This is a genomic window from Planococcus koreensis (genome assembly GCF_004761975.1).
Lineage (GTDB): Bacteria > Bacillota > Bacilli > Bacillales_A > Planococcaceae > Planococcus > Planococcus koreensis.
Genome location: NZ_RQII01000053.1, coordinates 74,666 through 98,560, shown reverse-complemented (window position 1 = coordinate 98,560; position 23,895 = coordinate 74,666). Strand labels below are relative to the sequence as shown.

Here is a 23,895-nt window from a genome sequence, read left to right as displayed (position 1 = left end):
GGAAAAGAAAGCATATTTGCCAATCCGCTGTACTGCGAAAAATCATTACTGGAGAGAGAGGAACAGAAAGCATGTGGATTAAGAAACCTTTTTTTGAATATGCCACCGGTACATTGCTGGTGGTCGTCATCCTTTTTTTCCTTGGAAAAATCGATTACGCTATTTGGCCATTCCAAGTGGTGCTTACCACTATTTTCGCCCCGATTCTGATCGCTGGGCTGCTGTATTACCTGATTCGCCCTTTTTTGCATTTGTTGATGCGTTTTATTCCTAAAATTGCAGCCATTATTACGGTCTTTTCGCTATTCATTTTAATCGCATCTGCCGTCTTGTATTTCTTTGGCCCGACTATCAAAGAACAAGTGGCAAGCCTGGCAGAGCTTGCACCGAAAACCGTTGAAGAAATGACGGAGGAATCCGACAACGCAGTATCCAACTTCAAATTTGCAGGATTTACAGGTTATGAGCTGAAAAGCAGCGTGCTCGGCTACGCTGAAAAGTATTCCGACAACTTAATGAAGAACGCTATGGATGTCCTGGCCATTTTGATGAATGCTGCGGTGGTCATGATCGTGGTGCCGTTCATCTTGTTCTTTCTTTTAAAAGACGACGACAAGCTTGTGCCGCATTTGATGAAATACGTGTCAGAAGACCACAAACCCGAAGGGCGCAAAGTGTTGAAAGATATGGATGAAACTTTGTCGAATTACATCGTCAGCCAGGCGATTGTCGCGGCGGCAGTCGGGACGCTCATGTACATCGGGTATTTGATCATCGGATTGGATTATGCGCTGCTGCTGGCGATTTTTGCAATGCTTTTGACGATTGTGCCGTTTTTGGGACCGATCATCGGGGTTGTGCCGGCACTGTTTGTCGCCTTGATGAGCGGAGATCCACTGATTGCCGCGTTCAAGGTGATCTTGGTCCTGCTCGCGGTGCAGCAGATTGAAGGGAACTTGATCACGCCGAATATCATGGGCAGCCGGCTGAACATTCACCCCCTGACCATCATTCTGTTGTTGCTGATTGCTGCGGCGCTATACGGCTTTATCGGAATCCTGATTGCGATTCCGCTGTACGCCGTTTTGAAAACACTTGTCCATAATTTCCGCCTGTTTAACCGTTTACGGAGAAAGCGTGTGATTTCGCAGAAGGCGACAAGCGGCGAATAGTCAGAGAAATAGCGCTGTTTAATTTCTTTGGAAGGTTCTGATAAGAAAGACTTTGTGATATACTACAACTAGTATTTTAATAAATGAAACAAAGGGGGCACCAACAACATGAAGAAGTTCAGTTTATTGCTTGTTCTTTTGGCAGCGATGCTGGTTATAGCAGCTTGTGGCTCAGACGATTCATCTGAAGGCTCAGGCAGCGGGGAAGGCTCAAGTGAAGAAAAGACTTATAAAGTAGGAATTGATACAACATATCCACCTTTTGAATTTGAGGAAGGCGGAGAATACACAGGGATTGATATTGATTTGATCAATGCCATCTCAGAAAGCCAAGGATTTGCGATCGAATTCGAACCAATGGATTTCGGCGGCATCATCCCGGCTCTTCAAGCGAACCAATTGGATGTCGCGATTGCCGGCATGAGCATCACGGATGAGCGCAAAAAAGTCGTGGATTTCTCGGATCCGTACTTTGACGCAGGCTTGTCATTGGTAGTCAGCAAAGACAACACTGACATTACGTCATTGGAAGATTTAGAAGGCAAAACAGTAGCGGTGAAGAGTGGTACGACAGGCTCGAAATTCGCTATGGACAATGAATCGAAATACGGCTACACTGTATCTCAATTCGAAGACAGCCCATCGATGTTCCAAGAAGTTTCAAACGGCAATGCCGATGTGCTTCTTGAAGATTACCCGGTTATCGCTTATGCGATTTCTGAAAGCGGCTTGGACCTTAAAACTGTCGGCGAACGTTTGACAGGCGATCAATACGGAATTGCTGTATTGAAAGGCGAAAACGCTGATTTGCTTGAAAAAATCAACACGGGTCTTCAAGAACTTCGCGATAGCGGAGAATACGATGAAATTCTTAATAAATACATCGCCGAATAAAAGGTTTACATGTGGCGCGCAGCAGCGCGCTGCATTTTTTTATCCGATTTTAACGGCGAAGCCCGCGTGGATTTTGAAAAGCGGTGTCGCTTCGCCGCCAAAATCCGATTGAAAATTGCTGGAAATCCGCTGAGGTGAGTCGACCCTCTACCGATTAAAGTTTTGCTGTATGCAAAGGAGACGTGGAAATGGATACGATTAGGAATGCCATGCCGTATTTGATGGAAGGATTGCAAGTTACGCTGTATATATTCATAATTGCAATCATTCTTGGATTTATTATTGGATTGATCGTGGCTTTGCTTCGCTTGGCCCCGTTCAAAATCCTCAACTGGATTGCGAAATTCTTCGTTGACGCGATACGCGGAACACCGTTTATCGTCCAGTTGTTCTTCATTTATTTCGGACTCAATTCACTCGGCTTTTTCTCCATGGACAATACGACGGCAGGGATTGTCACAGTGGCCATCAACGCCGGCGCTTATTTCTCGGAGATTATCCGTGCCGGCATCCAGTCGATTGACAGAGGACAGACAGAAGCAGCGCGTTCGCTTGGATTGAATGCCACCCAAAATATGCGTTACATCATCTTGCCGCAGGCTTTCCGCCGCATGCTGCCGACCATCACGAACCAGGCAATCATTTCATTGAAAGACACCTCGCTGCTGTCGGTTATCGGCATCGCCGATTTGACGCAGGAAGGGCGCATTCAAGCCAGCCAGACTTTTGAAGCCTTTACGATTTACTTGACCCTTGGAGTCATTTACTTCATTGTCATTTACTTGCTTTCAATGTTGGCGAGCTTTGTAGAAAGGAAGTTTGTATTGCGATGACTATGATCAGAGTGGAAAACCTCAAAAAGTCCTTCGGAAAAATTGAAGTGCTGAAAGATATGAGCACAGTGATTGAAGAAAAAGAAGTGGTCTGCGTCATCGGCCCTTCCGGCTCCGGAAAAAGTACGTTCCTCCGCTGTTTGAACCGCCTTGAAGAAATTACAGGCGGCCATGTCTACATCGAAGGAACCGATATCACCAATCCCAAAGTGGATATCAATAAAGTCCGCCAAGATGTCGGGATGGTATTCCAGCAATTCAATCTGTTCCCGCATAAAAGCGTATTGGAAAATATCACGCTGGCGCCGATGAAGCTGAAGAAAAGCGACAAGAAAGCTATCACCGAAAAAGCATACGAATTGCTTGATAAAGTCGGCTTGAGAGAAAAAGCGAATGCGTATCCTGGTGAATTGTCAGGGGGCCAAAAGCAGCGCGTCGCAATTGCCCGTGCGCTTGCGATGGACCCGAAAATCATGCTGTTTGACGAGCCGACGTCGGCGCTTGACCCGGAAATGGTCGGCGATGTCCTGGATGTTATGAAGCAGCTGGCGGTTGAAGGGATGACGATGGTCATTGTCACGCACGAAATGGGCTTTGCCCGTGAAGTGGGCGATCGCGTCATGTTCATTGACGGCGGCTATATCGTGGAAGAAAATGTGCCAGCTGAATTATTCGGCAACCCGCAGCACGAACGCACAAAAGCGTTCCTGAGCAAAGTATTGTAAAACACGCCCTTCGCGGGGCGTGTTTTTTTATTGGAGAAGCGCGAAGCGTATTTTCGCTGTTATGGGGCGTATTTTTACATCAATGGGGCGTATTTATCCCTTTACAGAGCGTATTTGGCCGCCAATAGAGCGTATAATGCGCAATGCTTCACAAGTATAAATTTTCAGGTAAATTAATCAAAAAAGTGTTAATTATCAGATAAATGTGTTAAATTTAGAGGGTACATAATGGTACGATGAGAGGTGAGAAAAATGAAAAAGTTCAGTTTTTTACTGCTTTTTTTTACACTGATCCTTATCGTAGGAGCGTGCGCTCAGCAGAACGGAGAATCTGAAGAAGAAGGAGGAGAAGGTGAGGGCGAAAGCGGAAGTGCAGAACAAGGAGTATACACGGTGGGCATTGATACCAGTTATCCGCCTTTCGAATTTCAAGTTGGCGGGGAATACCAAGGAATTGACGTTGAGCTGATTAAAGCGATTGCGGAAAGCCAAGGGTTTGAAATTCAATTCCGCCCAATGGATTTTGTGGGGATTATTCCGGCATTGGAAGAAGGCACGATTGATTTGGCTATTGCAGGAATGAGCATTACGGATGAACGAAAAGAGATTCTGGATTTCTCAGAGCCTTATTTTGATGCAGGATTGACATTGGTTACGTCGCAGGACAATAGTGAAATTGAAACATTGGAAGATTTGGATGGGAAAATCATCGCCGTTAAGAGCGGGACGACGGGTTCGAAATTTGCCGGTGAAAACCGTGAGAAGTACGGTTATCGAGTCGCTTATTTTGAGGATAGCCCTTCGATGTTCCTGGAATTGGCAAACGGGCACGCAGATGCTTTTATCGAAGATTACCCTGTGATTGCTTACGCAATTTCCAAACGGGACCTTGAACTGAAAACGGTTGGCGAACGCTTGAACGATGAAAAATACGGCATTGCAGTCTTAAAAGGGCAAAATGATGAATTGCTGGGCCAGATTAATGAAGGGCTGCAGCTATTGCGGGATGACGGCACGTACGACGAGATTGTGAATAAATACATCAAGAACCAAGGGAAGTGAAGAGCAATCAAAAAACCCGGTTTGGATTCATATCCAAACCGGGTTTCCTGTTTTATTCTTCGTCGAAGACGTGGACTTTCGTCATTTTCGCGCCGTTTTTCATTGCTTTTGCTGTTTCAAGACCTGAAGTCACTTGGCCGAAAACAGTATGGACGCCGTCCAAATGCGGCTGTGGTGCATGGACGATGAAGAATTGGCTAGAACCTGTATCTTTGCCGGCATGCGCCATTGAAAGGCTGCCTGCCTGGTGCTTATGCGGGTTTCCTTCAGTTTCACATTTGATGTTCTTGCCGCTGCCGCCTGCGCCAGTTCCAGTAGGGTCTCCGCCTTGGGAAACAAAACCAGGAATTACGCGGTGGAACGTTACGTCGTTATAAAAACCAGAGTTTGCAAGATCCTCGAAGTTTTTAACTGTGTTTGGTGCTTCGTTCGGGAAAAGTTCGAATTCGATTACTTCGCCGTTTTCCATGTGGATATGTCCTTTTTTCGTCATTTACAACATCTCCTTTTCAATTTGTACATTCCTCAGTATATCGATTTTTCCTCGGTCTGTATAATCATATGGCTATTACAGAGATTTCAGCAAGTCGCCGCCATTCATGAGAGATTAGCCTGCCAGGCAAGTGGCTGCGAAAGCTGCCGAAAAACAATCGCTTTTGCAAATCCTTCCGTTTTCTCCCTTTACTTTATTCCGGCGTTTTACATGCGGATTGAGTTCTGTAATGTTCTCTCGGCAGAGCGGAATATGGGGCGGTTAAAGGTGAAAAGAGCCGGAGTGGTGGTGATAAAACACGCATTCCGGCATAATTTCAATCATTAGTCTGATTGCGTGAAATAGGGCATAATATGATAGGATATAATTATTGAGCAGATTAGGAGTGTTATACATGGAAGAACGCGAAATTTTTGATATTACGATTATCGGCGGCGGTCCGACCGGACTGTTTGCTTCCTTTTATGGCGGCATGCGCAAAATGAAAGTGAAAATCATTGACAGTTTACCTCAGCTTGGCGGGCAGCTGACAGAGCTGTATCCCGATAAATTCATTTATGATGTCGGCGGGTTCCCGAAAGTACTGGCCAAAGACCTTGTAGACAGCCTGGTGGTTCAAGCGAATTACGGCGATCCTGCTATTTGCTTGGAAGAAACCGTATCTACCGTGGAACGGCTCGAAGAAGATTATTTTGCGATTTCAACGGATAAAGAAGTCCATTACACGAAGGCCGTATTGCTGACTGCTGGAGTGGGCGCTTTCCAGCCCCGCAAAATCGGCGTTGACGGATCCGATCCGTTTGAAGGCAAAACTCTTCATTACGGTGTAAGAGACCTGACTTTATTCAGCGGCAAGAAGGTCGTTGTTTTGGGTGGGGGAGATTCTGCAGTCGACTGGGCAATGATGCTTGAAGATGTAGCGTCACACGTCACGTTAAGCCACCGTCGGGAAAAGATGACTGCCCATGAAGCGAATATCGATACATTGCTGGCTTCCAAAGTGGATGTCAAAAAACCGTACGGCGTAAAAGAACTCATCGGCGAAAACGGCGAGCTCCGTGAACTTGTCCTTGTTGACAAAGAAGGCAACGAAGAGCGCATCGAAGCTGACCATGTTATCGTCAACTACGGCAATATTACATCGCTCGGCCCAATCAAGGAATGGGGCCTGGAGATGGAGAAGAACTCAGTCGTGGTGAACTCGAAAATGGAAACAAGCATCCCGGGAATTTATGCAGCCGGCGATATTGCCACGTATGAAGGCAAAGTGAAATTGATCGCCGTAGGGTTCGGCGAAGCACCGACAGCGATCAACAACGCAAAAGCTTACCTGGATCCGAAATCGAAAATTCAGCCGCTCCACAGCACAAGCGTATTTAAATAAAAAAGAATCAGCCGCGATGGCTGATTCTTTTTTTATGTCCGGTTGCGCTTTTTGATGAGCGGATCCTGTTGTATCACTTTAAAGAACGAAGCGCCCATAAGCAGGATGACAACCGAGAAGGGCAGCGCCGCGATAATGAGCGCGTTCTGCAGCCCTTGGGTGCCGCCTGTGTAAAGGACGATTGCTGCAACCGCAGATTGGATGAATCCCCAGGTGATCTTCACAAGGTTAGGCGGATTCAGCATGCCTCCGGTTGTCTGCATGCCAAGCACGAATGTTGCTGAATCGGCAGATGTAATGAAAAAGATGGCGATGACGAATAATGTGATGAACGCCATCAAAGTGCCGAGCGGGTAATGCTGCAGCATGCCGAACGTGGCCGTCTCCAGGCTATATTCGGAAATCTTGGCAATGTTATTCTGCTCAAGGTTCAAGGCCGATGCACCGAACACAGCGAAAAAGATAAAGCAGACCAACGAGGGCACGAATAATACGCCGACTATGAATTCCTTGATGGTCCGGCCTCTTGAAATGCGGGCGATGAAAATGCCGACAAACGGCGCCCATGAAATCCACCAAGCCCAATAAAACACCGTCCAGGCGTTGAGCCAGCCGCGCCGTTCTTCGTTATTCGGCTGCAGATTGAAACTCATGTCGAAGAAATTGGTCATGTAGCCGCCGATTCCTGCGGTGAATGAGTTGAGAATGTACAGCGTCGGCCCTGCAAACAGCATCATCAGCAGCAAGATGACGGCGAGCACCATATTGATGTTGCTCAAGTATTTAATGCCGCGCCCGATTCCGGACCACGCGGATCCGATGAAGAGGATTGTTGAAATTCCGAGGATCAGGAGCTGGAATGCGAACGTATTCGGTGTGCCGAATAGGAACGACAGCCCTTCATTCAATTGGGCTGTCCCGAATCCCAGCGTCGAAGCGACACCGATGACGGTGGCGAAAACAGCCAAGATGTCAACCAGTTTGCCGGGGATTCCGGCCATCGCCTTATGCCCGAACAACGGCGTCAACGTCGCGCTGATCAGGCCTGGCGCGCCGTTATGGAATTTGAAATAGGCCAGCACCAATGCCACGATGCCATAAACGGCCCAGGCGTGGATGCCCCAATGGAAGAAAGAGAACTGAAGCGCATCTGAAACGGCTTCAGGTGAGCCGACTTCAGCGCGCGGTGCGCTGATGAACGCGTGGGATATCGGCTCCGCAGTCGTCCAGAACACCAACCCCATCCCCATTCCTGCGCTGAACAGCATGGCAAACCACGATGGCAATGAAAACTCAGGCTCCTCGTCCGGCTTGCCGAGCTTGATGTTTGCGTAGCGGGAAAAAATCATATAAATGCAGAACGCCAATATCAAGAACACGGTGACCAGGTAATACCAGCCGAATGTTTCGGAAATAGCGGCTGTCAGGTTTCCGGTTGTTTCATTGAAGCCCTCGGGAGCTATATAACCCCAAAAGACAAAGCTTAGACAAAGCGCAAGGGAAACCCAGAAAACGATTGTCACTTTTTTCATATTTCTTCCCCCTTTATATTTTATGTATATAAGTTGAACCAAAGATTTCGGTTATGGATACGGAGAAATAAACTAGCGGATACCAGGAAGCTTTTTTATTTCTCGAAGTGCTTATCCAGCGCAGCCATGCCCGAAGCATCCGACGTGGTGTTCGATAAGTTCCTTCTTTAGTTCAACTTATATAAAAACCTTAAACAGTTAATTGTTCCCTTTCATCCCTCCCCTAAACTATATTTTTCTGAAATGAATTTTCTGTTTCATTACAGACTGTAATATATATCACTTTTACGTAACGCAATTGATATTTTATATCCGATGTTCTGTCATCGTTCTGAAATGCGCAGGTGGTATGATGCTATTTGTTAGTGAAAAGGAGGAATTTCATTTATGAAAAAGCAAATCGTTACACTAACTGCTATTGCAGCATTAAGTGTAGGCGCAGCGAGCACAGCTAGCGCTCATTCATCGTATACAGTAGAATCAGGTGATACTCTTTGGGGTATCTCACAAAAAAATAACGTAACAGTTGATCAATTGATGGGTTGGAACGGACTTTCATCCGATTTAATCTTCCCAGGACAAGATTTCACATTGGAAGCTGGCAACGAAGCAGCTCCTAAACAAGCATCAGCACCAGCACCAGCTAAAACAGCAGCACCAGTACAAGCATCAGCACCTGCTCCAGCACAAGCAGCACCTGCTCCAGCAACTCAGCAAGCCGGCAAAGAAATGACAGTTTCAGCTACGGCTTACACTGCATATTGCGCAGGATGCTCAGGAACAACTGCTACAGGGCAAGACTTGCGTTCTAATCCGAACCAAAAAGTGATTGCCGTAGACCCTACTGTTATCCCATTAGGCTCTAAAGTTTGGGTTGAAGGATACGGAACTGCTATCGCAGGCGACACAGGCGGCGCGATTAAAGGCAACAAGATCGATGTATTCATTCCATCTCAAAGCGCAGCACTTGAGTGGGGCCGTAAAAACATCACAATCAAAGTTCTAGACTAATATTTATAGCAATACAGCCGAGGTGAACATTCCCTTGGCTTTTTTTATGCTTGAAATACCCCTTGCGAAATTCATCAGAGAGCAAAATGCCGTTCGGTTCTCCGAAATGCGATGCGCCAAGGGGTATTTTTTTAATAAAGTTATCAATTAATTTCCAGAAATTTTGGTTTAAGCTTTACATATAACGAGATAAGCAATATTCTGAATAGTATATCTATAATCGATAAGGAGGTCTGGAAATGGCGAAAGAACCAAAGAATTATTCTAGGCGAGACTTTTTGAAAACTTCTGGGGTTGCAGCCGGCGCCTTGATCGGCGGGGGCATTATCGGCGGGCTGATCGGCGCTAATGCCAACAACACTGCTGCTCCGGGAGAAGCTCCCGCTACAAGTGAAGGCGGGTCTGCAGGCGGCGTAAGGGGATTGATGTTCTTTAAAAACGATGCGGAATTCCAAATTCTTGCGCAAGCGACAGAACGTATTTTCCCGGAAGATGATTTAGGGCCGGGCGCCATCGGTTTAGGGGTTCCTTATTTTATCGATCGCCAGCTTGCCGGGGCGTATGGAGAAAACTCCAAGGAATACATGCAGGGGCCGTTTTTAGAAGGCGAAACAACACAAGGCTACCAAAGCCGGCTAAAGCGGAATGAAATGTTCCGCCAAGGCTTGCAAATTATGCAACAAGAGGCGCAATCACGCTTCAAAGCGAACTTCGTTGATCTTGAAGGAGGCCAGATGGATGAAATCCTGACGGCATTCCAGGAAGACGAAATTCAGATGAGCGGTGTCAACGCGCTATTCTTTTTCCGGCTCTTGCGGATGGCGACGCTTGAAGGGGCCTATGCAGACCCGATCTACGGCGGAAACCAGAACATGGAAGGCTGGAAGATGAAAGGTTTCCCAGGGCATCAAGCAGCTTATATCAATGATATTGAAAGCGAAGATTTTGTTGAAATCGAGCCCCATTCACTGGGGATGCAAAATTAAGGTAAAGGGGGGACTGCAATGGTCACAACGTTGGATAAAGTCGATGTCGTTACGGTTGGCGTGGGTTGGACAGGTGGCATTATCGCTGCAGAATGCGCCAAAGAAGGCTTGAAAGTAGTAGGTCTTGAACGGGGGAGAGAGCGCGGTACAGAAGATTTTTCAATTGTCCACGATGAGTACCGGTATGCGGTGCGCTATGAACTGATGCAGGATTTATCAAAAGAAACCGTTACGTTCCGCAATAACAGAAACCAGCGGGCGCTGCCGATGCGGCAGATGGGCTCTTTCCTGCTTGGCGAAGGGCTCGGCGGTTCTGGAACCCATTGGAATGGCCAAAACTGGCGCTTTCTGCCTTATGATTTTCAAATCAAGACAATGACCGAACAAAAATACGGCAATAAATTATCAGCTGATTACCTGTTGCAGGACTGGGGCATCACTTACGATGAATTGGAACCTTATTTCGATCGCTTCGAGAAAACAGCGGGCATCTCCGGTGAGGATAAAAATCCATTCTGGGGCAAACGCTCCAGCGATTATCCGACGCCGCCGATGAAGAAGACAGCGATTCTGAAGAAATTCGAGACCGCGACGAGCAATCTTGGCTACTCGCCATTCATGATGCCGTCGGCAAACCTTTCAGAGCCGTATGAAAATCCGGACGGCCAAAAAATCAATGCCTGCCAATACTGCGGATTCTGCGAACGCTTCGGCTGCGAATACGGCGCCAAGACCTCGCCTGAAATCACCGTAGTGCCTGCAGCACGGGCAACAGGGAATTATGAGATCAAGTTCAACGCAAATGTGGTGGAGATCATGAAAGAAGGCGATAAAGTCACCGGCGTCCGTTATATTGATACCGTCACTTTCGAAGAATTCATCCAGCCGGCGGAAGTCGTAGTCTTGACCAGCTATATTCTTAACAATGCGAAATTGCTGATGGTTTCGCAAATTGGCGAACAATACGATCCAAATACAGGCAGAGGCACGCTCGGCAAAAACTATGCATATCAGATCCTGCCTGGAGCAACGGGTTTCTTTGATGAACAGATGAACACATTCATGGGTGCCGGGGCTCTAGGCATGACGGTCGATGATTTCAACGGAGACAATTTCGATCACGCAGATCTGGAGTTTATCCATGGAGCCAGCCTGTCGATTACCCAGACTGGCAGCCGGCCGATCCTGTTCAATCCGCTTCCGCCGGACACCCCTTCATGGGGAGCGGAATTCAAAAAAGCATCCATTGAAAATTTCACGCGGACCTTGAACGTAGGTGGACAAGGTGCTTCGATGCCGCATAAAGAAAATTACTTGTCGCTCGATGGCACCTATAAAGATATCTATGGAGTCCCGTTGCTGCAGCTGACTTATAATTTTACCGATCAGGATCGCGCGCTGCATTCCTATTTATCGGAAAAAGCGGCTGGAATCATGCAGGAGATGGGCGCGAAAACGGTGGCCGGGGGCAATCCGATATCGGATTACGACATTGTTCCTTACCAGACTACGCACAATACCGGAGGCACGATTATGGGAGCCGACCCGGCGAACAGCGTCGTCAATAATTATTTACAGCACTGGGACATGGAGAATCTGTTTGTCGTCGGTGCAGGGAATTTTGCGCATAATGGCGGCTATAACCCGACAGGCACTGTCGGAGCGCTAGCATACCGTTGTGCAGAAGGTATCATCAATTACAGTAAAAACGGGGGATCCCTCGTTTAAATGAAGGAGGAAACAATATGGGAGGATTATCATCAATTGGCGTACCTGGATTGATCATTATTCTGGTCATTGTCCTTATTTTGTTCGGACCGAAAAAGCTGCCGGAAATCGGTGGTGCTGTGGGCAAGACTTTTTCAGAATTCAAGCGCTCTACTAAAGGGCTGATGGATGACGATGATGAAGAGCCGGCAGTGAAGAAAGAAGAGAAAAAATCCGAAAACATATGAAGGTGGTTAAATGGATCCGTATGGAGAACGCAAACTAATCAGTCCGTTGGCGAAAAAGAATGTGGAGCTTGAGAAGCCTCATGAACAAGAAGCGCCGGCCGTCGAGCAGCTTTCCGAAGAGCCTGCTAAGAAGCCGGCAGCTCCAGAACCGCCTCAACAAGATGACCGTGTGGAAACGCTGATTGACCATTTGGGTGATTTGCGCAAGCAGCTGATTAAAAGCCTATTGGTTTTCGGTTTGTTTCTGATCTTGGTTTTCTCGACATTGAATGTATGGTTTCCTTACGTAGTCAAAGGCCATGACCTGGTCATCCTGGGGCCGCTCGAAGTCATCAAATTTTACACGTCGATTTCTTTGACGCTGGCGCTCGGCTTGTCGCTGCCTTTCCTTTGCCATTTTCTGTGGCAATTTGTAAAACCCGGGTTGAAGGAAGAGGAGTCCAAGTTCATCGGTCTGTATTCACCGGCCATGCTTTTGCTTTTTATACTCGGAGTTGGATTCGGCTATTTCATCGTCAACCCGTTGAGCTATCAATTTCTAGTAGGCCTGGGTGCAGCCAATTTTGCAGTGATGATATCAGCGAGCGAATATATCCATTTCCTGATTATGACAACCATTCCGTTAGGCCTGTTGTTTGAAATGCCGATTGTGGCGTTGTTCCTGTCAACAATTGGGCTGCTGACTTCAGAGTCGATGAAAAAAGTGCGCAGATGGTCGTATCTGGTCCTGGCGATCGTATCAGCGCTCATCACGCCGCCGGACTTTATCAGTCAGCTTCTGGTGCTCATTCCGATGGCGGTGCTGTATGAAGCGAGCATTTACATCGTCCGAAAAATGGAGGGGCGGAAGGCGGACGTGGAATCTTCCGCCGTTTAATGCACGATATGAATGGCGGCCTGCACAGAGAATTCTGTGCAGGCTTTTTGGTATGGAATAAAATAAAGAAAATTCTGACTTTGTAGTGGCGTCCATGGATTATTTTCTATACACTGAAAGAGGAACGGCAGCAAGCATAGACCAGGATGAGGAGGAGCGGCATGAAACTTGAACTGAAAGAAGTCACAGATTTGAAATCAGTCGATGTCTCAAAATTGGTGGAAGAAAGCGAAGCGGAAGGGTATCGCTTTTTACGGCGGCTTGTCGACCAATATGAAGATGGCACAAATACATTCGATAAAGAAGGCGAAATTTTATACGGTGCATGGGATCAGCATGGCCACTTAGTGGCAATTGGCGGCATAAACCGGGATCCTTATTCAGATAAACACGGTGTTGGCCGGCTGCGGCGATTTTACATTTCACCCGGAGCGCGCAGGCAAGGGATTGGAACAAAGCTCTTGAAAAAAATCGTCGATCACGCGCGCGGCCATTTCAAGGAAATTGTTGTGAGGACAGATTCAGCAAACGCGGACGCTTTCTACCGGGCTAATGGCTTTTCGGGCGATCTTGGCCTTCCGGATGCAACTCATGGCCTCACATTGGATAGCCAATATTCGAAAACAATGCAATGATATGAAAAGCGGCTTGCTAGTAGGAGCCGCTTTTTAGTATGTTAAAGAGAAAAGAAGATGTTCTCTAAACCGACAAACAAGCAACGGAGGAATTACGATGGAAATGTCCAATTGGCAAGGCGCAGCTGGAATATGCGTCAATGATAAAAACGAGGTGCTGCTCGTACAGCAGAATATGCCCGAAGACGATGACAAGAAATGGGCCGTCCCTGCAAGCGGAGCAGAACCAGGGGAAAGCCTGCGCGCTTGCTGTGAGCGGGAGTTTTTTGAAGAGACGGGTTTGATTGTCGAAGCGAAAGAGGAATTGACGGTAAAAAAAGGGGAATACGAGGATTCAGCTATATCGTTCGAAGTGCATTATTTCCGTGTGGAAGTGAAGGGCGGAGAAATCAATGCCGAAGATCCGTTCGGATTGATTTTGGACGTCGCTTGGAAACCGATCAGCGATCTGGCCGATCTGAATCTGGCATATCCGGATGACCGCGCTTTGATCGAAGCATTGATGAAAAACTGAAAGGGTTAAAAATGGGCGGAAAGGGTAGTTTATAGCTAAGCAAAAGTTGAGGAGGGAGCATATGAAAAAAGGCAAGGAAGAGCAAGAAGGGGAACAATTGATTCCAGAAGTCGAACCGCGCCGTGATATGCCGGAAAAGAAAGAAATAGATCCCATGCCCGACCGTGATTTGGAATACAAAGAGAATTCAAATGAAAAATATAGAGATCAACAGCCTCGAAAAGAATAAAACAAGCCGTTTTCGGCTTGTTTTTTTCGATAAGAATGGAATTTTGGAGCGCAAAAGGGGGTAAGGGTATGCCGCAATACAAATTCATGCATGTGGCATGGCAGGAAGAAGGGTCAATTGGCGATGAAGATTTCCTGAAATTTTTGCCGGACCATTACAAGATGCATTCATGGATCAAGGATTCCCAAGATTTAGAGGTGAATATTCTCCATAACGACACAGTTGAACCGGGAGGAGAAGGGATTTGGGGATCGCTTATCTACCGTCAAAGCCAGCACGATAAGAATGAGCTGGATGTATTCCACTTCTACTTGTCGCGGGATATTCTGGTGACGAACGAATTGGATTTCGATAAAGATGCCGATCTGGACAAAGACACCCTCTTGAAGCAGATGGAGGGGGCAGCGACAACTGTCGAGCTGATGATGGTGTTCCTGGGGCATATGGTCAGTTCCATTCTCCATAAGATCGACAAGTTCGAAGAGCGCTTGCGCAACCTGTTGTGGGAAATCAGTGAAAACAATGAAAGCAAGACCTTGGATAAAATAGCGGATCTGCGGCATGAAATCTTATTGTGGAAGCACCTGATCCAAGGCTTTGCTGAGATCCAAATGGCCATTCCGGAAACCTTCGGGCCCGACGTCCGTGATGGCATCGAATTTTATCGCACGTCCCAACGGATTGAACGCTGTGTTATTCTGGTTGATTCCTACCAAGACGAGATCAAGAATATGGTGGACATGGAGAACGTAGTAGCGAATTACCGCGGGAACGAAATCATCAAAACGCTGACGGTTTTAACGACTCTTTTCACACCTGCGATGGCGTGGGGCGCAATATGGGGCATGAATTTCAAGCATATGCCCGAGCTCTATTGGACGTTCGGCTACTTGGTTTCGCTCGTCATCATTATTTTTTCAACAGGTGCACTTTATCTGTTCTTCAAAAGAAGAGGGTGGACAGGCGATATTTTAAAAGCGAAACATCCGGACTTGGAAAAGGCAAAAAAAAGCGGGGAATAGCTCCCCGCTAATAATGCGCTTTATCTTTTTCCAGTTCTTCCAGCAGCTCAGTATAGCGCTGGAGATCCTGATCTCCATGCTTTTCGATATAATCGGCCACTTGGTTCTTCAAGTCTTTCCGAAGGCGCTCAACAGCTACCAGCTTTTCCTTCATCGACTGGCGCTTCCACATCTCCGCGTCTTTCACGTCCTCCATTTTTTCCAATAAATCAATTTCCGCCAGCAAAACGAGAGCTTCCGTTTTCTTGTCTTCGTATTTCTTTAATGCTTTCTCCACTTTTCGAGTGTCGTTATCAAAAGCAATTCTTGAATACATAGACACGGTATCCGCCGCCTTCCTTTTTATTATGATTATTTCCCTTGTTGCCTTTATTTTAATCCTATATCCAGGGGCATTTGAAAAAGCTAGCTTAAAAACGGCTGAAAAGCTCTAATTATTCGGTTAAAAATAAAAATTCTGAATAATTGTTGACGCTCAAAAACCTTTCCCTTATGATTAAGGAAATGAAACGAGGAGGTGGGTATGATGATTCGAACTGGTAAGCGCATGACAGAATGTCAGGAATATCTTTACATTCTTCATGGCGTTACTTTCACTAAAAAACATGCACAGGATAAGTCTGTCCTTTTTCAGCTAACTGCATGGAGTGAAAATAACCAGTAAGAGACATCTGCCTGCAATCGGATTTAAGCAAAAGGCATGCGTCCCTGCATGCCTTTTTGTATTGCGCGTGTCTCTTCAACCGAAAGGAAGAGAACGATGATTATTAGCCAATTCCAACAAATCATGTGTCATTTTGCAAATCAAAAATTATTCAATCACATCAAAGGGGAAGTTGCCGAAGGGCAGCGAATCGGCCTCGTCGGGCGCAACGGTGAAGGCAAAACAACTTTGCTTAACGTGCTGGCAGGATCGCTTCAGCCCACAGAAGGTGCGGTCACTTGGAAGAAAGGCTGCAGCGTCGGCTTGTTAAAGCAATCGCCGGATGAAGAACCGGATTGGACGGTCGAGCAACTGCTGCAAACGGCATTTGCCGATTTATTGAAAATGCAGGATCGCTTGGCCGAAATGGAAAAAAGGATGGAAACTGCCGCGCCGAAGGAGATGGAGCGCATCTTAGAGAAGTACGGTGTATTGCAGGAAGAATTTATGCTGCGCGGCGGCTATGACATCGATATGCGGATTGACCAAGTACTGAACGGCCTCAAAATCAAACAATTGAAAAACGAATTATGGGGGCATCTGAGCGGCGGCGAACGGACCAAAGCGGCTTTGGCAAAACTGCTGCTGCAGGAACCGGACTTGCTGCTGCTTGATGAACCGACCAATCACTTGGACCTCGAAGCAATCGAATGGCTCGGCTCGTTCATCGCGCATTATAAAGGGACGATCGTCATGGTTTCCCATGACCGCTATTTCCTGGATGAAGCAGTGACGTGCATTTGGGAGCTGGACCAAGGCGACCTGATCCAGTACAAAGGCAATTACTCGGCATACGTCAAAGAACGGGAAGCCCGCCTGTTGATCGAGTTCCAGCAATACCAGGACCAGCAGAAGAAAATCAAACAAATGAAGGAAACCATCAAACGCTTGAAAGAGTGGGCAAACCGGGCCAATCCGCCGAATGCCGGCATGCACCGGCAGGCGAAAAGCATCGAGAAAGCGTTGGCGCGCATTGAGATGCTGGATCGCCCAGTGCTGTCGAAAAAACAGATGGCGCTTGATTTCCAGATGGCCGGACGGAGCGGCAAAGACGTCGTCCGCCTGGAAGGGGTTTGGAAAGAGTTCGGGGATCGGCTTTTGTTCCAGGAAGTTGGCATGCATGTGCGTTTCGGTGAACGCGCGGCGATAGTCGGCTCGAACGGCACCGGCAAAACGACGCTTTTGAATATGATCCTGGGCAGTGAAGAGGCTGATTGCGGTGAGGTCTTGCTCGGCAGCGGCCTATCAATCGGTTATCTGTCGCAGCATACGCTTGAAATGGACAATGACCGTACTGTCATCGAAGAATTCCGTGACGCCGTGGCAGTTTCCGAATATGATGCAAGGCCCATTCTCGCTAAATTCCTGTTTTTCGGCAATATGGTGTTTCAGCCCGTCCGCCAATTGAGCGGTGGGGAACGGATGCGTCTCCGTCTCGCGCAGCTCATGCACTTGAACCACAATCTGCTGATTTTGGATGAGCCGACGAACCACTTGGATCTGGAAGCGAAAGAAGTGATGGAAGAGGCGCTTAGTGGATTTCCAGGAACCATCATCGCTGTTTCGCATGATCGTTATTTCCTGGATAAATTATTCCCGGTCACGTACTGGCTGAGCAAACAATCGATTGAGCGTTTCGACGGCAATTATTCATTTGCTAAAGAAAAAAAGAATGCCGCATCAGTAACGTGAAACACCGCATAAAGTGGCGCATCTGCCGAATGGTATGGGATACTGAATAGAGATGGAAAAAGAGGAATAGGTAAGGTGAATATATGACCGCAATTGGCACAATACCAGATAATATATCTTTGATGCATGCATTGGACCATATTGGGGAAACGATTATGATTGCTGACAACACGTATACGATACGCTGGATGAATACGGAGGCGCATCGGCTGTTGTCAGGCGTCGCCCCTTTATATGGCATTGAGGATTGCCGAGACTTGATCGGCATGAATATGGATGATTTCCACTTGCAGCCTAGCCGCCAGCGAAAGTTGATGGAAGGGCTGACGGAAGGGCACCGTGCCCGCATCAACATCCGCAATGCCTTTGTAACGGACATCGTCATCACTCCGATTAAAGCTGATGACAAGATTGATGGCTACATCGTCATGCTGATGGACGTCACGACACAAGCAGAAGAACTGAAACGCAGCGAACAGTTGATCAAAGATTTGTCGATCCCGATTTTGAACATATGGGAGAAAACGATTGCATTGCCGCTTATCGGCGAGTTCGATAGAAACCGTTCTGATGAATTGCTTGCTACTGTACTTATGGAATGTTCGAAAAAAAATATTGAATACGTATTGCTCGATCTGAGCGGCATTACGGAATTCGAAAATGAAATCCGCTACCAGATTCAAATGATGACAGATAGTTTGAAACTGATCGGGACCCAATGCATCTTGGTGGGAATAAGCCCGAAACTCGCACTTTCCATTGTCTCACTGGAAAGCGGCACCCCGATTTTCAGCACCGCACACGCCGGTTTAAAGCACATCATGGAGCAACAGGCTCTACGGCTTTAAAGCCATCCAAAATGTCATAGGGCCGATTAATGGCCAAGAAAAAACAGCTTATCCTTTCAGCGGATAAGCTGTTTTAAGTTTGTTGAGAAAGATAAATCCTTTTTCTGATGGAGCCGATATTCCGCAAAACAGCTGCGCTTGCCGCGGGCGAGCGCCAAGCCTCCTCGGTCGCTACGCTTCCTGCGGGGTCTCGGCTGTCTCGTCGCTACGCTGCCCCGCAGGCGTCTCCGCTGTTTTGCTCCATATCTGGAGAACAGGAAAGAAAGTGCAGAAGTGTATCTTTAGTGTTCTTGAGTAAAAGAAATAACTCGCTAATAAGAAATACCTTTGAATGAAGCGGAAGGCGGCGACTCCAGCGGGACTAGCCTGAGCTGAAGGCCCCGCAGGAGCGCTAGCGACGAGGAGACTGAAGCCAGGCCCGCGGAACGCGTCCGCCTGAAGCGAAATGCATAAACCATTTAAGTTTCTCGACAGCGTGAAAACAGCTTATCCTTTTAACGGATAAGCTGTTTTATTTTGCGTTAACGGGTTCCACCCATTCTTGCGACCAATCCTGGATGGCATCCATGACCGGTTTTAAGGAGAATCCTTTTTCAGTTAACTCATATTCAATCCGGACAGGCGTTTCGGGATACACTTTCCGAGTAACAACACCGGCTGCTTCAAGGCTTTTCAAGCGCTCAGACAAAAGGCGTCCGCTTATGCCGATGACTTCGGTCAAGTGGCGGAATCTTTGTGGGCCATTTAATAGTTGGTATATGATCAAGCCTGTCCATCGTTGGCTGAGAAGTGAAATTGCAGTTTCAAAACGCGGGCAAATAATAGTTGTATCCATCGTCGTCACCCCTTTAGCTTATAATAACACAATTACCTTGTGCGTTAAAGGAATTTAGTTACTTGACACATTATAGTTCCTAAAATATAATTGGTTACATAAAGTAACTAAAGGGGCTGTCATATATGTATTTTCATGAAAACCGATCACTTATGTAGGTGAAGTCGGTCTGAAGGTTCTTGATTTAAAAGGAATGGTTGAATTTTACCGTGATATCATCGGATTTGAAGTGCTCGAACATTCCGCGGATTCAGCAGTTCTTGGAGCTGGAGGCAAAGGTTTATTAAGGCTTGAGGGAGTGGATGGGCTGCAAGAGAAAGACCAGCGCTACGCCGGACTTTATCATTTTGCCATCCTATTGCCAAGCCGTGAAGACTTGGGTAGAATACTGATCCATCTTCACAACAAAGGCGCGCGTTTAGGTTCATCGGACCATTTAGTAAGTGAAGCGTTATATTTAAGTGACCCGGAAGGCAACGGCATCGAAATTTACCGCGACCGTGAACCCGAAGAGTGGGACTGGCACGGCAGTGAGGTGGCGATGGCGGTTGATCCAATCGATGCGGCTGGTCTTGTCCAGGTTGCAGAAAGCGCAGGAACGGATTGGCAAGGCATGCCCACAGAGACGGTGATGGGCCATATCCACCTGCATGTAGCAGATTTGGCAAAAGCGAAAGATTTTTATGTCAATGCGCTTGAATTTGAAGTGGTGTCATCACTCGGTGGACAGGCGCTGTTCCTGGCCGACCACAAATACCACCACCACATCGGGCTGAATGTCTGGAACGGCACTGGCATCCCGGCGCTTCCGAAAGAAAAAGCCGGTTTAGGCTATTACACGCTGGTGCTGGCGGACGAAGAAAAGCGGCAGCGCATTGTGGAACGCCTTCGAGCTCTTGGAGCAAGTGTAGAGGAGCACGGCAGTTTTAGTGAAACTGCAGATCCATCGGGCAATATCATCCGATTGACGGTATAGGAAAAGGCTGGCTCTATCAATCAGAGCCAGCCTTTTTTTGCGTAAAAGCAGGATTTTCACAGCTTTGGCCGTTGTTCAGTGAGAAATCGAGTTCAAGCGTTTCCGGCTGTACGCTCGTTGAAGCTTGGTCCAGCAAACTAAGTGCCGGATCGGGTGAATGGTTTTGCCGCGTTTCCATATATGCGTACATTCTCTCTTGTTTTTTCAGTTCTTCGAGAGGGTTGTCTGAGAAAGATAAAAGGATTAACCCGAATGCCCCGACGATTAAAGTGATGCCCAGAAGTGAAAGGAAGCCCTTCATAAAGATAACCTCCGCCTTTTTAGAGTTGCTGATAGTAAGGACGCATCATCAGCCGCGAGGTTCCCTTTAGAGGCTGGAATTCCAGTTTTGGACATAGAGTGGAGAAAATTGGTCTCTCTGCTATTTTTAGGGTGAGTTTCTTTTCGACTAACGCTATAATCAAGGAAGGCAATTCTAATTATGAGGAGATTTGAACAATGGAATGGAAAAATATATACCGCGGCATCCTCATGGGAATCAGTGATTTGATTCCAGGTGTCAGTGGAGGCACAATCGCATTTATTTTAGGAATCTACGATCGGCTCTTGTCGTCAATCAGCGGATTTTTCAGCCGGGAATGGAAAAAGCAATTAGGTTTTCTTGTCCCTCTCGGCCTTGGAATCGTCATTACGCTGCTGGCGTTCAGCCGAGTCATCGAATATTTGCTTCATCAGCATTATGAAGCAACCCAGTTCTTTTTCATGGGACTGATCTTGGGTGTCATCCCATACATCATGAAACAGGCGGAAGTTAAAAAGAATTTCACCCGCCGCCATTTTTTCATTTTGATCGCGATCGGCGCTGCACTAGCAGCTACTGCTTATATCCAAACGAATGATAATGTCGAACCGATTACAAGCTTGAGCGTTCCAATATTCTTCATGCTGTTTTTCTCCGGCTGGCTTGCCAGCATGGCAATGCTGCTTCCAGGAATCAGCGGCTCGTTCATCCTGCTGCTGCTCGGCGTCTATTCGACCGCCATCAACGCGTTGTCGACGCTTAATATTCCAATCGCCATGGCAATTGGAGCGGGGGTCATCGCAGGCTTTATCGTCAGCAGTAAAGCGATTCAGTATTTGCTTGAGCATTTTACGTATGTCACCTATGCTGCCATCATCGGCTTGATAATAGGGTCATTGTTTGTTGTGTTCCCTGGCTTTTCAGCAGATCCTGGGACGCTTGCACTAAGCGCTGCCACTTTTGCAGCGGGCTTGGTCTTTACGCTGCTGTTCAGTTCGCCTAAAAAGACCACCATTACAGATTAATGAATTGCTGATAAAGTCCCTGGAAAATCCTTTTGCCGATAACGTAAAAGGGTTTTTCTGTATCGATAACAAGCTTTATGCTTTCTGGAAAACACGTTTCCATTTAAACTGAAGAAAAAGGAGGGATATGCTTGCGGAAATTATTTTGGCTGCTGATTCTGCTGGTGCTTGTTTTTATGGCACGGCCCATATGGGAAGACAAAGCAAGTGAATATGTAGACCTTGGTTTTTTGGCGCCGATTGACCGGGCCGTGGATCAGGTCACAGAGGGGCCGGCGATTGAAAACGCGTTAACTCAGGCTAAACAATTCACACTGCAAGTTGGCGGCCAGCTGAAGTCGTTTGTCGCAAGCAGTTCCGCGGAAATGCCCGTTGCGGTTTCCAAGCCGGCTCTTGATGAAACACAATCGCTGTTCGCAGTCCACAACGTTACGCTTGGCATGACAAAAGAAGAGGCGCAAGCGAAAGTGGGCCTGCCACTCCGATTGATGCGCAACGAATATGGAACCGATTGGCATAGCTACCACCAGGATTATCAAAACTATGTCTTGCTGTCATATGACCAGGAAGGCAAAGTGAATGGCATGTTCACGAACCAGGCGCTGATTTCCTCTACGAAAGGGATAACGATGCAGTCGAAACGGGCGGAGGTGCGGTCTGCGCTGGGCATACCGCTTAAGAGCCTGCAAAAAGGGAACGTCCAGTACATCCTGGATACACGTGAAGAATACGACGTTTTTAAAATCGACTCCATCTACATCACCGTATTCTATGATCTCCACGAGGAAAATACAGTGACGGCTATCCAAGTGATCGACGGCGGGCTTGAAGAAAATCGTCCAGAGATTTATGCGGAGCCGAACGATGAAGTGCGCGAAGGGTATGAATACCTGCTATTTGAATTGACCAACTCTGCGCGCATCCAGCGGGAGCTTCCGCTTTTGAAATGGGACGAGGCAACGAAAGAGACCGCGCGCAAACATAGTGAAGACATGGCCGACAATAAATACTTCAGCCACACGAATTTGGAAGGGAAATCGCCATTCGATCGCATGGGAGATGATGGCATCACATTCTTTGTCGCAGGAGAAAACTTGGCTTACGGCCAGTACAGCAGCATCTTTGCCCACGAAGGCCTGATGAATTCGCTGGGCCACCGCGAAAACATCGTCAAACGGGATTTCGGCTATCTCGGAGTCGGAGCAGCATTCAACTCAGACAACCAGCCCTATTTCACCGCCAACTTCTTCAATAGATAAAAAAAGCACGGCCATCATCGAGATGGCCGTGCTTTAATTTTTTGATTCAGTTCAACACAAGCCAGGCCAGAATCACAAGCGGTCCGACGATGAAGCAATAGAGGGCGAAATACTTCAATTGCCCTTTGGCCATGACGTTCATGAACCACTTCAACGAAAAATAGGAAGCAACGAGCGATCCTAAAAATGCCATTATGTAAGGGATGGCCATCTGGCTGAGGTTGGAATCGTTGACGATGTCGCTGATGCTCAGGACAGCGCCCCCCAGGCTGATCGGGATGAACAGCAAAAACGAGAAGCGTAATGCGGTTTCCTGGTTGATGCCGCGGGCCATGGCCGCAACGATCGTCGCGCCGCTGCGGCTGATGCCGGGGATCAGCGCAACAGCCTGTGCACAGCCGATGATCAGCGCGTCTTTCACAGACAGGCTGCCGTCTTTCCGCTGGCCCCGCATATTGCGGATCAGCCAGAGCCCGATGCCGGTGACGACTAACGTGGCGCCGACCGTAACGATCGATGACAACAATTCGTCGATTGCGTCCTGAAACAGCACTCCGATGATTGCAGCAGGGATGGTCGCGATGATCAAGTAAAGTAGAAATAGGAAGTCTCTTTTGTTTTCTTCATTTTTAACGGTAAGATACATAAAGCCGTTGGCGATGAGACGCCGGATATCAGTGCGGTAAATGATCAGCACAGCGATAAGTGATGCGCTGTTGACAAGCAGCGCGAATGTCGACTTGCTGCCTTCGATTTCCACGCCTAAAAAATATTGTGCAATGAGCAGATGTCCGCTAGAGGAAATCGGAATGGGTTCCGTCAATCCTTGGAATAAACCCAGCAGCAAAAATTTGATTGTCAGCCATAATTGATCCATTGAATGCCTCCTCCTGTACAGTGAATTTGGAGCCGACTATTATAGACGTCCTTGC

The 23,895-nt window shown here is 47.4% G+C and carries 26 protein-coding genes; 20 read left to right on the top strand and 6 right to left on the bottom strand.

What is annotated here, in order from left to right:
• Positions 1-71 precede the first annotated feature (71 nt).
• The 5 genes from EGV91_RS12595 to EGV91_RS12575 all read left to right on the top strand — a co-directional run bounded on the left by EGV91_RS12595 (position 72) and on the right by EGV91_RS12575 (position 4,686).
• Complete coding sequence (locus EGV91_RS12595) at positions 72-1,172, top strand: AI-2E family transporter (RefSeq protein ID WP_135504263.1); 1,101 nt, start codon at positions 72-74, stop codon at positions 1,170-1,172.
• A 108-nt stretch (positions 1,173-1,280) separates the two neighbouring features.
• On the top strand, positions 1,281-2,066 hold the full coding sequence (locus tag EGV91_RS12590) for a transporter substrate-binding domain-containing protein (RefSeq protein WP_135504261.1): 786 nt from the start codon (positions 1,281-1,283) through the stop codon (positions 2,064-2,066).
• 188 nt (positions 2,067-2,254) lie between these two features.
• Positions 2,255-2,899, top strand: a complete 645-nt coding sequence (locus EGV91_RS12585; RefSeq protein ID WP_135504260.1) for an amino acid ABC transporter permease — start codon at positions 2,255-2,257, stop codon at positions 2,897-2,899.
• Positions 2,896-3,624, top strand: coding sequence for an amino acid ABC transporter ATP-binding protein (locus EGV91_RS12580; RefSeq protein WP_135504258.1), 729 nt, complete (start codon positions 2,896-2,898; stop codon positions 3,622-3,624). Before EGV91_RS12585 ends, EGV91_RS12580 begins: the two co-directional genes overlap by 4 nt.
• Before the next feature lie 252 nt (positions 3,625-3,876).
• The gene (locus tag EGV91_RS12575; protein ID WP_135504257.1) at positions 3,877-4,686 is read left to right on the top strand and encodes a transporter substrate-binding domain-containing protein; all 810 of its coding nucleotides are present in this window, start codon (positions 3,877-3,879) and stop codon (positions 4,684-4,686) included.
• 52 nt (positions 4,687-4,738) lie between these two features.
• On the opposite strand, the gene EGV91_RS12570 is transcribed toward EGV91_RS12575, so the two are convergent.
• Positions 4,739-5,179 (bottom strand): peptidylprolyl isomerase, encoded by a 441-nt coding sequence (locus tag EGV91_RS12570; RefSeq protein WP_135504255.1) that lies wholly within the window; start codon positions 5,177-5,179, stop codon positions 4,739-4,741.
• 394 nt (positions 5,180-5,573) lie between these two features.
• On the opposite strand from EGV91_RS12570, the gene EGV91_RS12565 reads away from it, so the two are divergent.
• Positions 5,574-6,563: an NAD(P)/FAD-dependent oxidoreductase gene (locus tag EGV91_RS12565; protein ID WP_135504253.1), complete on the top strand. Its 990-nt coding sequence runs from the start codon at positions 5,574-5,576 to the stop codon at positions 6,561-6,563.
• 32 nt (positions 6,564-6,595) lie between these two features.
• Here EGV91_RS12565 and EGV91_RS12560 read toward each other — a convergent pair whose 3' ends face one another.
• On the bottom strand, positions 6,596-8,095 hold the full coding sequence (locus EGV91_RS12560) for a BCCT family transporter (RefSeq protein ID WP_135504251.1): 1,500 nt from the start codon (positions 8,093-8,095) through the stop codon (positions 6,596-6,598).
• A 387-nt stretch (positions 8,096-8,482) separates the two neighbouring features.
• On the opposite strand from EGV91_RS12560, the gene EGV91_RS12555 reads away from it, so the two are divergent.
• The 9 genes from EGV91_RS12555 (at position 8,483) to EGV91_RS12520 (ending at position 15,324) form a co-directional block, all read left to right on the top strand.
• Positions 8,483-9,106 carry a 3D domain-containing protein gene (locus EGV91_RS12555; RefSeq protein ID WP_135504250.1) on the top strand — a complete coding sequence of 208 codons (624 nt, stop codon included), beginning with the start codon at positions 8,483-8,485 and terminating at the stop codon, positions 9,104-9,106.
• Positions 9,107-9,345: 239 nt separating this feature from the next.
• The gene (locus EGV91_RS12550) at positions 9,346-10,092 is read left to right on the top strand and encodes a gluconate 2-dehydrogenase subunit 3 family protein (protein WP_135504248.1); all 747 of its coding nucleotides are present in this window, start codon (positions 9,346-9,348) and stop codon (positions 10,090-10,092) included.
• Positions 10,093-10,110: 18 nt separating this feature from the next.
• Complete coding sequence (locus EGV91_RS12545) at positions 10,111-11,820, top strand: GMC family oxidoreductase (RefSeq protein WP_135504246.1); 1,710 nt, start codon at positions 10,111-10,113, stop codon at positions 11,818-11,820.
• Positions 11,821-11,837: 17 nt separating this feature from the next.
• Positions 11,838-12,047, top strand: coding sequence for a twin-arginine translocase TatA/TatE family subunit (tatA, locus tag EGV91_RS12540; RefSeq protein ID WP_135504244.1), 210 nt, complete (start codon positions 11,838-11,840; stop codon positions 12,045-12,047).
• Between the two features lie 10 nt (positions 12,048-12,057).
• A complete protein-coding gene (gene tatC / locus EGV91_RS12535) occupies positions 12,058-12,924 on the top strand; it encodes a twin-arginine translocase subunit TatC (protein WP_135504242.1) in 867 nt (288 codons plus the stop codon).
• A gap of 161 nt (positions 12,925-13,085) precedes the next feature.
• Positions 13,086-13,559 (top strand): GNAT family N-acetyltransferase, encoded by a 474-nt coding sequence (locus tag EGV91_RS12530; RefSeq protein ID WP_135504240.1) that lies wholly within the window; start codon positions 13,086-13,088, stop codon positions 13,557-13,559.
• 97 nt (positions 13,560-13,656) lie between these two features.
• On the top strand, positions 13,657-14,073 hold the full coding sequence (locus EGV91_RS12525) for an NUDIX hydrolase (RefSeq protein WP_135504238.1): 417 nt from the start codon (positions 13,657-13,659) through the stop codon (positions 14,071-14,073).
• A 61-nt stretch (positions 14,074-14,134) separates the two neighbouring features.
• Complete coding sequence (locus EGV91_RS17230) at positions 14,135-14,302, top strand: hypothetical protein (protein ID WP_175580313.1); 168 nt, start codon at positions 14,135-14,137, stop codon at positions 14,300-14,302.
• Positions 14,303-14,370: 68 nt separating this feature from the next.
• Positions 14,371-15,324, top strand: coding sequence for a magnesium transporter CorA family protein (locus tag EGV91_RS12520; protein ID WP_135504236.1), 954 nt, complete (start codon positions 14,371-14,373; stop codon positions 15,322-15,324).
• A 7-nt stretch (positions 15,325-15,331) separates the two neighbouring features.
• On the opposite strand, the gene EGV91_RS12515 is transcribed toward EGV91_RS12520, so the two are convergent.
• The gene (locus tag EGV91_RS12515) at positions 15,332-15,640 is read right to left on the bottom strand and encodes a hypothetical protein (RefSeq protein WP_221300997.1); all 309 of its coding nucleotides are present in this window, start codon (positions 15,638-15,640) and stop codon (positions 15,332-15,334) included.
• Between the two features lie 444 nt (positions 15,641-16,084).
• Here EGV91_RS12515 and abc-f point away from each other — a divergent pair, with 444 nt between their 5' ends.
• Positions 16,085-17,719 (top strand): ribosomal protection-like ABC-F family protein, encoded by a 1,635-nt coding sequence (abc-f, locus tag EGV91_RS12510; protein ID WP_135504233.1) that lies wholly within the window; start codon positions 16,085-16,087, stop codon positions 17,717-17,719.
• Between the two features lie 155 nt (positions 17,720-17,874).
• Positions 17,875-18,567 carry an STAS domain-containing protein gene (locus tag EGV91_RS12505; protein WP_241666182.1) on the top strand — a complete coding sequence of 231 codons (693 nt, stop codon included), beginning with the start codon at positions 17,875-17,877 and terminating at the stop codon, positions 18,565-18,567.
• Between the two features lie 511 nt (positions 18,568-19,078).
• Here EGV91_RS12505 and EGV91_RS12500 read toward each other — a convergent pair.
• Positions 19,079-19,402 (bottom strand): winged helix-turn-helix transcriptional regulator, encoded by a 324-nt coding sequence (locus EGV91_RS12500; RefSeq protein ID WP_135504229.1) that lies wholly within the window; start codon positions 19,400-19,402, stop codon positions 19,079-19,081.
• Positions 19,403-19,547: 145 nt separating this feature from the next.
• On the opposite strand from EGV91_RS12500, the gene EGV91_RS12495 reads away from it, so the two are divergent.
• Complete coding sequence (locus tag EGV91_RS12495) at positions 19,548-20,378, top strand: VOC family protein (RefSeq protein WP_277751546.1); 831 nt, start codon at positions 19,548-19,550, stop codon at positions 20,376-20,378.
• A 16-nt stretch (positions 20,379-20,394) separates the two neighbouring features.
• On the opposite strand, the gene EGV91_RS12490 is transcribed toward EGV91_RS12495, so the two are convergent.
• Positions 20,395-20,679, bottom strand: coding sequence for a hypothetical protein (locus tag EGV91_RS12490; RefSeq protein WP_135504225.1), 285 nt, complete (start codon positions 20,677-20,679; stop codon positions 20,395-20,397).
• A gap of 197 nt (positions 20,680-20,876) precedes the next feature.
• Between EGV91_RS12490 and EGV91_RS12485 the strand changes: the two genes are divergently transcribed.
• Together EGV91_RS12485 and EGV91_RS12480 are read left to right on the top strand one after the other, a co-directional pair.
• Positions 20,877-21,704, top strand: a complete 828-nt coding sequence (locus tag EGV91_RS12485; protein WP_135504223.1) for a DUF368 domain-containing protein — start codon at positions 20,877-20,879, stop codon at positions 21,702-21,704.
• A gap of 131 nt (positions 21,705-21,835) precedes the next feature.
• Positions 21,836-22,963 carry a CAP domain-containing protein gene (locus EGV91_RS12480; protein ID WP_135504221.1) on the top strand — a complete coding sequence of 376 codons (1,128 nt, stop codon included), beginning with the start codon at positions 21,836-21,838 and terminating at the stop codon, positions 22,961-22,963.
• 46 nt (positions 22,964-23,009) lie between these two features.
• Here EGV91_RS12480 and EGV91_RS12475 read toward each other — a convergent pair whose 3' ends face one another.
• Positions 23,010-23,840 carry an undecaprenyl-diphosphate phosphatase gene (locus EGV91_RS12475; protein WP_135504220.1) on the bottom strand — a complete coding sequence of 277 codons (831 nt, stop codon included), beginning with the start codon at positions 23,838-23,840 and terminating at the stop codon, positions 23,010-23,012.
• Between the last annotated feature and the right edge of the window lie 55 nt (positions 23,841-23,895).

Bases quoted from the DNA above. Each gene is read 5' to 3' on its own strand.
- EGV91_RS12595 (WP_135504263.1), top strand. From the start codon at position 72: ATGTGGATTAAGAAACCTTTTTTTGAATATGCCACCGGTACATTGCTG.
- EGV91_RS12590 (WP_135504261.1), top strand. From the start codon at position 1,281: ATGAAGAAGTTCAGTTTATTGCTTGTTCTTTTGGCAGCGATGCTGGTT.
- EGV91_RS12585 (WP_135504260.1), top strand. From the start codon at position 2,255: ATGGATACGATTAGGAATGCCATGCCGTATTTGATGGAAGGATTGCAA.
- EGV91_RS12580 (WP_135504258.1), top strand. From the start codon at position 2,896: ATGACTATGATCAGAGTGGAAAACCTCAAAAAGTCCTTCGGAAAAATT.
- EGV91_RS12575 (WP_135504257.1), top strand. From the start codon at position 3,877: ATGAAAAAGTTCAGTTTTTTACTGCTTTTTTTTACACTGATCCTTATC.
- EGV91_RS12570 (WP_135504255.1), bottom strand. From the start codon at position 5,179: ATGACGAAAAAAGGACATATCCACATGGAAAACGGCGAAGTAATCGAA.
- EGV91_RS12565 (WP_135504253.1), top strand. From the start codon at position 5,574: ATGGAAGAACGCGAAATTTTTGATATTACGATTATCGGCGGCGGTCCG.
- EGV91_RS12560 (WP_135504251.1), bottom strand. From the start codon at position 8,095: ATGAAAAAAGTGACAATCGTTTTCTGGGTTTCCCTTGCGCTTTGTCTA.
- EGV91_RS12555 (WP_135504250.1), top strand. From the start codon at position 8,483: ATGAAAAAGCAAATCGTTACACTAACTGCTATTGCAGCATTAAGTGTA.
- EGV91_RS12550 (WP_135504248.1), top strand. From the start codon at position 9,346: ATGGCGAAAGAACCAAAGAATTATTCTAGGCGAGACTTTTTGAAAACT.
- EGV91_RS12545 (WP_135504246.1), top strand. From the start codon at position 10,111: ATGGTCACAACGTTGGATAAAGTCGATGTCGTTACGGTTGGCGTGGGT.
- tatA (WP_135504244.1), top strand. From the start codon at position 11,838: ATGGGAGGATTATCATCAATTGGCGTACCTGGATTGATCATTATTCTG.
- tatC (WP_135504242.1), top strand. From the start codon at position 12,058: ATGGATCCGTATGGAGAACGCAAACTAATCAGTCCGTTGGCGAAAAAG.
- EGV91_RS12530 (WP_135504240.1), top strand. From the start codon at position 13,086: ATGAAACTTGAACTGAAAGAAGTCACAGATTTGAAATCAGTCGATGTC.
- EGV91_RS12525 (WP_135504238.1), top strand. From the start codon at position 13,657: ATGGAAATGTCCAATTGGCAAGGCGCAGCTGGAATATGCGTCAATGAT.
- EGV91_RS17230 (WP_175580313.1), top strand. From the start codon at position 14,135: ATGAAAAAAGGCAAGGAAGAGCAAGAAGGGGAACAATTGATTCCAGAA.
- EGV91_RS12520 (WP_135504236.1), top strand. From the start codon at position 14,371: ATGCCGCAATACAAATTCATGCATGTGGCATGGCAGGAAGAAGGGTCA.
- EGV91_RS12515 (WP_221300997.1), bottom strand. From the start codon at position 15,640: ATGTATTCAAGAATTGCTTTTGATAACGACACTCGAAAAGTGGAGAAA.
- abc-f (WP_135504233.1), top strand. From the start codon at position 16,085: ATGATTATTAGCCAATTCCAACAAATCATGTGTCATTTTGCAAATCAA.
- EGV91_RS12505 (WP_241666182.1), top strand. From the start codon at position 17,875: ATGATTGCTGACAACACGTATACGATACGCTGGATGAATACGGAGGCG.
- EGV91_RS12500 (WP_135504229.1), bottom strand. From the start codon at position 19,402: ATGGATACAACTATTATTTGCCCGCGTTTTGAAACTGCAATTTCACTT.
- EGV91_RS12490 (WP_135504225.1), bottom strand. From the start codon at position 20,679: ATGAAGGGCTTCCTTTCACTTCTGGGCATCACTTTAATCGTCGGGGCA.
- EGV91_RS12485 (WP_135504223.1), top strand. From the start codon at position 20,877: ATGGAATGGAAAAATATATACCGCGGCATCCTCATGGGAATCAGTGAT.
- EGV91_RS12475 (WP_135504220.1), bottom strand. From the start codon at position 23,840: ATGGATCAATTATGGCTGACAATCAAATTTTTGCTGCTGGGTTTATTC.